Source organism: Dactylosporangium sp. NPDC000244 (assembly GCF_040300725.1).
Taxonomy (GTDB): Bacteria; Actinomycetota; Actinomycetes; order Mycobacteriales; family Micromonosporaceae; genus Dactylosporangium.
The window spans coordinates 127,906-134,900 of the sequence record NZ_JBEPEH010000035.1 but is presented as its reverse complement, the minus strand read 5'-3'; the positions used below and the strand labels follow the sequence as shown (position 1 = coordinate 134,900).

Sequence of the window (6,995 nt, the reverse complement as noted above, 5' to 3'; positions counted from 1 at the left end):
GACGACATCTACAGCGCCAGCGCGGCCCAGACCGGCGGCGTGCGGCACATCCGGTTCGTGACCGACAGCTCGTGCAACATCTCCGTCACCGACGTCGCGATCGCCAACAGTGCGCTGGGCGACTTCGGCAACTCGGTGAACGCGATCAAGGCGCTCGGGTACAACCGGACCGATCGCAAGTACCTCATGTACGTCGACGCGACCGCCCTGTGCGGCGTGGCCTACGTGACCATCGACGACCGGCCGGGCCAGGAGAACTACAACAACTCCGGGGCCAGCTTCAGCCGGGTCGACTCGGGGTGCTGGGGTTCGGGGCCGGCGGCGCACGAGCTCACCCACGCCATGGGCGCGGTGATGAGCAGCTCGCCGAACCACACCGCCTACGGGCACTGCACCGATGACTACGACATCATGTGCTACAACGACGGGCCGGGCACGGTCCTGCGGGTCGTGTGCGCGGACCAGGCCCAGGACAACCGGCTGGACTGCAACAAGGACGACTACTTCAACACCAACCCGCCGGCCGGCTCATATCTGGCCACGCACTGGAACACGGCCAACAACCGCTTCCTGCTCACCACCGGCGGGTCGGGCGGGGGGTCGAAGACGGGCCCGGTGAAGCTCGTGCAGCTCGGCAAGTGCGTGGACGTGAACAACTCGGGCACGGCCAACGGTACGAAGATCCAGGTCTGGGGCTGCAACGGCACGGGCGCCCAGCAGTGGACGCTCCCGGGTGACGGCACCGTGCGCGCGCTCGGCAAGTGCCTCGACGTGACGTCGGCCGGCACCGGCAACGGCACGAAGCTGCAGCTGTGGGACTGCAACGGCACGGGCGCCCAGCAGTGGACGTACGTGTCCGGCACGCAGGCGCTGCGCAACCCGGCGTCGGGCCGATGCCTCGACGACCCGAGCAGCAGCACCGCCGACGGCACCCAGTTCCAGATCTGGGACTGCAACGCCACCAACGCCCAGCGGGTCACGATTCCCGCGTGACCCGATGATGGCCCGGCTCCAGGGGGAGGAGCCGGGCCATCACGTTCAGGCGGCGTCGACGGAGACCAGCAGGCCCTGGTTGACGGCGGCCATCAGCGCCTGCGAGCGGTTGTTCACGCGTAGCTTGCTGTAGAGCCGCGACACGTAGGTCTTCACCGTCGCCTCGGACACGGCCAGGCGCTGGGCGATCGTGGGCAGCGAGAGCCCGTCCCGCATCAGCGACAGCACCTCCTGCTCGCGCTGGCTGAGCAGGCCCGTCTGGCCCCGGCGGCGCGACAGCGCGGAGGACAGCCCGGGCGCGGTGAACGAGTGCGGGGCGACCGCGGCGTGGCGGATCGCGGCGAGGACCGACGGGATCGGGGCGGCCTTGGTGACGTACGCCGAGAGGCCGGCGTCCAGTGCCCGGTACAGCAGGTTGTCGTCGCTGACCGCGCTGAGCAGCACCACGCCGAGGTCCGGGCTCGCGGCGCGCAGCTTGCGGGCCAGGGAGATGCCGTCGGTGTCGGCGAGCGAGGCGTCGATCGTCACGACGTTCGCGGCGGTCTCGGCCACGACGCGCTCGGCCTCGGCCGCGCTGCCGGCCTCGCCGACGAGGGTGATGTCGGGAACCGTGGCCACGACCCGGTTGAGACCGAGACGGAGAAGGACGTGTTCGTCGACGGCGACCAGTCGGATCGTCATCAAGGGGCTCCTAAGCGAGGGTGTGGCCTGGGTGGTTGACGTTGCCCGACCAGCGTCGCAGCGGGAGCATCGGTGCAGCTAGAGGCTGCAATGGACCTGCGCTCGTCGGCACCCGTGCTGCAACGGGGGACAATCGGACACCGGCCGACACACGTCCTCAACTAGGCTGATTCGCATGTCCGACGTGGTGACACGGGTCCGTGCGCTGTGCCTCGCGCTGGCGGGCGTGACCGAGCACGTCAGCCACGGCACGCCGCTGTTCAAGCGCGGGAAGAAGGCCTTCGTCCAGGTCTGGCCGGACGGTCATCACCAGAACCGGTTCCCGCACCTGTGGTGCGCCGCGCCCGAGGGCGTGCAGGAGTTGCTCATCGAGCAGGATCCGCGGATGTACTTCCGGCCGCCCTACGTCGGACACCGGGGCTGGGTGGGCGTCGTGCTCACCGAGCCCGACTGGCAGGACGTGGAGGAGCGGATCGACTCGGCCTTCGAGTCCGTCGGCTGAGCCTCAGCTGACGAGCGCCAGGCGCATCTGGTCGGCCGGCTTGGGCAGGGTGATGCGCATCGTGGTGCCGCCGCCCGGGGTCTCGTCGATGACGAGCGTGGCGTCGTGCGCCTCGACGATGCGCTGGCAGGTCGCCAGGCCGATGCCGGAGCCCTCGACGTCGGTGCGCAGCCGGGTGAACATCTCCAGCACCCGCGGGCGGTCCTCCGCCGCGATGCCGATGCCGTTGTCGGCGATGTTCAGCGTCCAGCCCGTCTCCGACTCGCCGGCGGTGAGCGAGATGCGGCAGTCGCGGCCGCGGTCGCGGAACTTCAGCGAGTTGCTCACCATGTTCTGGATCAGCACGCGCAGCTGGGTGGCGTCGCCGACGACGGTGGGCAGCGGGCCGACCTCGACCTCGGCCTGGGAGGCGGCGATCGCAGTGCCGACGTCCTCGACCACCTGGCGGGCGATCGACTCGAGCGACACCTCGGTGAACGACGGCCGGCCGCCGAGGGAGGCGTGCGAGAGGACGTCCTCGATCATGCGCCACATCCGGGTCGCCGAGGACAGCGCCCGGTCGACGCAGCGCTTGCCGTCGGGGTCGGCGGCGACCGCCGGGATCTCGGAGAGCATCGCGACGAAGCCGAGCACGCCGGTGAGCGGGTTCTTGAGGTCGTGGCTGACCTGGCCGGCGAAGTGCTGCAGCGAGGAGTTGGAGCGCTGCAGCTCGCGGCTCGTGCGGTGCACCTTGTCCAGGGCCTGCTCGAGCATCTGGCCGTGCCGGTGCAGCTCCATCACGTCCATGACCATCCGGGCCAGCTTGTCCAGGCCCTCGCGCTGCTTGGCGTTGAGGTCGTGCGGCTCGGTGTCGAACACGCACAGCGTGCCCAGCACGTGCCCGTCGCGGTCGCGCAGCTGGGACGAGGCGTAGAAGCGGACGTCGTCGATCTCGCCGGTGACGAACGGGCTGTCGGCGAAGCGCGGGTCCTGCGTCGCGTCGCGCACGACCACCGTCTCGGGCTCGACCATGGTGATCGCGCACATGGAGTCCTCGCGGGAGCACGCGTTCGCCTCGAAGCCGAACGCGGCCATCTGGATCTGCTGGGACGCCGAGATGATGTTCACCACCGCGTTGGGCACGCCGCAGACGTACGCCGCCAGCTCCACCACCGAGGGCAGGTCGGGCAGCGGCGGGCCGCCGACGATGCCGTAGCCGGCCAGCGACTTGAGCCGCTCCTGCTCGTCGTCCGGGATCGGGAACGACTTCGGCTTGATGAACGCGGAGGTGCTCATGGGCCCGACCATAGGCGGGCAAAGTTGCAGCCGGTCGGAAACGGTGGCTCAACGGATGGGAAGGGAGATTCGGACGGTGACTCCCGGCCGGTCGACCGACGTGACCATGCTGCCGCCGTGCCGCGCGGCGATCTCGCGGCCGAGCATGAGGGCCAGGGCGCCGGTGCGGTGCTCGTCGGGCTGCTCGGGGTGCGGGATGCGCATGGACAGCAGCCGCTCGGGGGTCAGCGCGGCGCTCGTCGCCGCCGACACGACCACGCACCAGCGCCCGCCGGCGAACGAGGCCTCGATCTCGGCCGCGCCCATGAGCGTCACGATCTGCACGGCGGTGTGGAACAGCTCGCGCAGCAGCACGCGGTCGCCGAGGAGGTCCGGGCCGGCGGCGCAATGCAGCGGTACACCCGGAAAATCCAGCAGCTCGGGGACCGGCAACGGGGCCAGGTCCAGCGGCGACTCGGCCGTCTCCAGGCTGCTGAGCAGGAGCAGGTCGGCCACGATGACCTGCATGTGTTCCGCGTTGCGCCGGATCACGCCGATCGCGGCCTGACGGTCCTCGGCGGTGAGCGGCAGCGCGTCGTCGGACGACTCGAGCATCGTGGCGAACGTGATGATCGAGGTCAGCGGAGTGCGCAGCTCGTGCGACGCGACCCGGATGAACTCCGTGCGCAACTGGGCGAGGTCGGTGGCCGGTTCGTTGTCCGCCGGTTCGTTGTCCGCCGGTTCGTCGTCCATCAGCACCCGCTCGGTCCTCCGGAAACGTTACAGGACATGTCATTACATTGCGTAGGATATGGGTGTACCGACAGTAAGCGACAAGTGCCGCGTTCGCTGCCGGCGAGGAGTGCTTTGCGAGGAGAGACCGACCGCCTGGTCGACACCGGCCTCATCGAGGGTGCGGTGGTCGATCTGGTGGTGCGTGCGGCGAACGCGGCCACCGTAGTGGACGCGCAGCGGCTCGTGTCCGAGTTCCGCGCCTTCTCCGGCGTGCGCTCCGCCGACATCGTCCCGGCGGTGCTGCCGGTGCTCGGCGAGCTCGACCTGCTGGAGCGGCTGCCGGTCGGGCCCGCGCAGTGGGGCCAGGAGCTGCGGGTCGAGTTCAGCGCCGCGCCCGCCCGCACCGAGTTGCTCCCCGCCGCCGCCGAGATCGCCGCCGCCGCCGACCGCACGCTCGCCCAGCCCTGCCGCGCGGTGCCGCCCCCGCCGATGCACGGTTCGCCGCTGGCCTGGGCGATCACCGCCGGCGCCCGCGGGATGATCCTGATCGTGGACCCGGCCCGCGGCTGGAGCGCGCTGTCGGAGTCGTTCACCACGGTGCTCGGCTACGACCGGCACCGCCCGCCCGAGTTCCGGCTGCTGGACATCGTGCACCCCGACGACCGCCCCGCCGCCGTGGGCCTGTTCCTGGCCTGCTGCGCCGGGCGGACCCCCGAGCACGCGGTGGACCTGCGGGTGGGCACCGTCAACGGGCGCTTCCGCACCATCGAGGTCGGCGCGCGCAGCTTCGTCGACGATGCCGACGTCGGCGTGGTGGTCTTCTTCGGCCTCGACGTCACCGCCCAGCGCGACACCGAGCGCACCGCGCGCATCGAGCAGCAGCGGCTGGCCCGGCTGGTCGAGACGATGGACGACGGGCTGCTCATGCTCGACGACGAGGGCAGCGTGAGCCTGGCCAACCGGGCCGCGCACCGGCTGCTGGACACCGGCGTGCTCGACGTGAGCCCGGAGCACGACCCGGACGACGCCGAGCCGCTGGACTGGTCCCAGGTCATCGCGCGCACCATTGCCCGGCTCGGCCCGGCCGCGGCCCGCGTCGACCGGCTGCGCGCCGGGTTCCGCACCCGCCGCGCCGTGGTCGGCGAGGAGCTCGCGTTCGAGGACGGGCGGGTGCTGGAGCTGGACCTCGTGCCGGTCACGGGTCCGGCGGGCCCGGGCGGTACCGACGGCGGCACGCTCATCCACCTGCGCGACGTCACCGCCCGCGTGGCCGTGCGCCGTGGCCTGGAGGAGCGCAGCCGGGGCCTCGAGGAGCGCAACCAGGCGCTGGTCGAGGCGACCGCGCTCAACAACGAGTTCATCGCCAGCGTCTCCCACGAGCTGCGCGGGCCCCTGTCGTCCGTGGTCGCGTTCTCGCACCTGCTCGGCGACAGCACGAGCGGGGAGCTGTCGGAGGACCAGCAGACCTACCTCTCGGTCATCGACCGCAACGCCAACCGCCTCCTGCGCCTCATCGAGGACCTGCTGCTGCTGTCCCGCCTGGAGGCGCGCACGCTGCAGCTCAAGCCGACGCCCACCCGGCTGCCGGAGCTGCTCGGCGTCGCCGTCACCGAGCGGATCCCCGCGGCCCACGTGGCCGGCATCGACCTGGTGCTCGAGTGCGACGAGGGCCCGGACCTCGTCTGCGACGACACCCGCGTGCACCAGGTCGTGGACAACCTCGTCAGCAACGCCGTGAAGTTCACGCCCAGCGGGGGCCGTGTCACGGTGAAGGCCTGGCCCGGCGAGGACGGCGAGGGCTGGACCGTCTCCGTCGCCGACTCCGGGGTGGGCATCCCGGCCGCGGACCTGCCGCGGCTGTTCAGCGCGTTCTTCCGCGGTTCCAACGTGACCGCGGCGGTCGGGCGGCAGGTCATGCCCGGCACGGGACTCGGGCTGGTCGTCAGCCGGGCCATCGTCGAGTTACACGGCGGCAGCATCAGCGTCGCCAGCACTGAAGGGGTCGGCACGACGGTCACGCTGTCGTTGCCCACGCGACCGGCACGAAATGGGGGATGATCGTGAGCCGACTTCTCGTCGTCGAGGACGATCCGGATATCGCCATGGCACTGCGTCTGCTCCTGACGCGGGCGGGCCATCAGGTCGCGCACGCCAAGGACGGCCGGACAGGCCTGCGGGACGCGTACACCGAGCGGCCGGAGCTGGTGATCCTCGACATCGGCCTGCCGGGGATGGACGGCTGGCAGGTCCTGGAGCGGCTGCGCGACGTCAGTGACGTGCCGGTGCTGCTGCTCACCGCGCACGGCCAGGAGTCCGACAAGGTCCGGGGCCTGCGCGGCGGCGCGGACGACTACCTCACCAAGCCGTTCACCAACGCCGAGCTCGTCGCGCGCGTCGAGGCCCTGCTGCGCCGCAGCGCCGGGCCGGCGTCGTGGGCCGACGAGGTGTACGACGACGGCGTGCTGCGCATCGACCCGGCCGCCCGGCGCACGTTCGTGGCCGGCGACGAGGTGCGCCTGACGCCGACCGAGTTCCGGCTGCTCAACGTGCTCGTCCGGCACGCCGGTGCGGTGCTGTCGCCCAACCAGCTGCTCGCCCAGGCCTGGGACGACCCGACGGGCATCGGCCCGGAACGGGTGAAGTTCGCGGTGCTGCGGCTGCGGCGCAAGCTCGGCTGGACCGACCCGGACGCGTCGCCGATCGAGTCCGTGCGTGGGTTCGGGTACCGCTATCGCCGCCCCGTGATGGACCGGGCCGAGTAAGCGTGGGGCGATTTGTCAGCAATTGCCCCAGGCTCACGGGGCGCGGCGCGCGCGACGAACCGAGCCGC

General features: G+C 71.4%; 7 protein-coding genes. 4 read left to right on the top strand and 3 right to left on the bottom strand.

What is annotated here, in order from left to right:
- The coding region (locus ABT369_RS41105; RefSeq protein WP_350620915.1) for an RICIN domain-containing protein at window positions 1-993 on the top strand (993 nt) is incomplete at its 5' end.
- A 45-nt stretch (window positions 994-1,038) separates the two neighbouring features.
- Here ABT369_RS41105 and ABT369_RS41100 read toward each other — a convergent pair.
- Window positions 1,039-1,674, bottom strand: coding sequence for a response regulator transcription factor (locus ABT369_RS41100; RefSeq protein ID WP_350620913.1), 636 nt, complete (start codon window positions 1,672-1,674; stop codon window positions 1,039-1,041).
- Window positions 1,675-1,849: 175 nt separating this feature from the next.
- Here ABT369_RS41100 and ABT369_RS41095 point away from each other — a divergent pair, with 175 nt between their 5' ends.
- The gene (locus ABT369_RS41095; RefSeq protein ID WP_350620911.1) at window positions 1,850-2,176 is read left to right on the top strand and encodes an MmcQ/YjbR family DNA-binding protein; all 327 of its coding nucleotides are present in this window, start codon (window positions 1,850-1,852) and stop codon (window positions 2,174-2,176) included.
- Window positions 2,177-2,179: 3 nt separating this feature from the next.
- Here the strand turns inward: ABT369_RS41095 and ABT369_RS41090 are convergent, their stop codons facing one another.
- Both ABT369_RS41090 and ABT369_RS41085 read right to left on the bottom strand, forming a co-directional pair.
- Window positions 2,180-3,451: a sensor histidine kinase gene (locus ABT369_RS41090; RefSeq protein WP_350620909.1), complete on the bottom strand. Its 1,272-nt coding sequence runs from the start codon at window positions 3,449-3,451 to the stop codon at window positions 2,180-2,182.
- 48 nt (window positions 3,452-3,499) lie between these two features.
- Window positions 3,500-4,183 carry a sensor histidine kinase gene (locus ABT369_RS41085; RefSeq protein ID WP_350620907.1) on the bottom strand — a complete coding sequence of 228 codons (684 nt, stop codon included), beginning with the start codon at window positions 4,181-4,183 and terminating at the stop codon, window positions 3,500-3,502.
- 114 nt (window positions 4,184-4,297) lie between these two features.
- On the opposite strand from ABT369_RS41085, the gene ABT369_RS41080 reads away from it, so the two are divergent.
- Together ABT369_RS41080 and ABT369_RS41075 are read left to right on the top strand one after the other, a co-directional pair.
- Entirely contained in the window at window positions 4,298-6,223 is a 1,926-nt protein-coding gene (locus ABT369_RS41080) for a sensor histidine kinase (RefSeq protein ID WP_350620905.1), read from the top strand.
- On the top strand, window positions 6,220-6,927 hold the full coding sequence (locus tag ABT369_RS41075; RefSeq protein ID WP_246655778.1) for a response regulator transcription factor: 708 nt from the start codon (window positions 6,220-6,222) through the stop codon (window positions 6,925-6,927). Before ABT369_RS41080 ends, ABT369_RS41075 begins: the two co-directional genes overlap by 4 nt.
- Window positions 6,928-6,995 lie beyond the last annotated feature (68 nt).

What these genes read in the sequence shown, in the direction of transcription:
- ABT369_RS41100 (WP_350620913.1), bottom strand. Translation starts at nt 1,674, where the DNA reads ATGACGATCCGACTGGTCGCCGTCGACGAACACGTCCTTCTCCGTCTC.
- ABT369_RS41075 (WP_246655778.1), top strand. Translation starts at nt 6,220, where the DNA reads ATGATCGTGAGCCGACTTCTCGTCGTCGAGGACGATCCGGATATCGCC.
- ABT369_RS41095 (WP_350620911.1), top strand. Translation starts at nt 1,850, where the DNA reads ATGTCCGACGTGGTGACACGGGTCCGTGCGCTGTGCCTCGCGCTGGCG.
- ABT369_RS41090 (WP_350620909.1), bottom strand. Translation starts at nt 3,451, where the DNA reads ATGAGCACCTCCGCGTTCATCAAGCCGAAGTCGTTCCCGATCCCGGAC.
- ABT369_RS41085 (WP_350620907.1), bottom strand. Translation starts at nt 4,183, where the DNA reads ATGGACGACGAACCGGCGGACAACGAACCGGCGGACAACGAACCGGCC.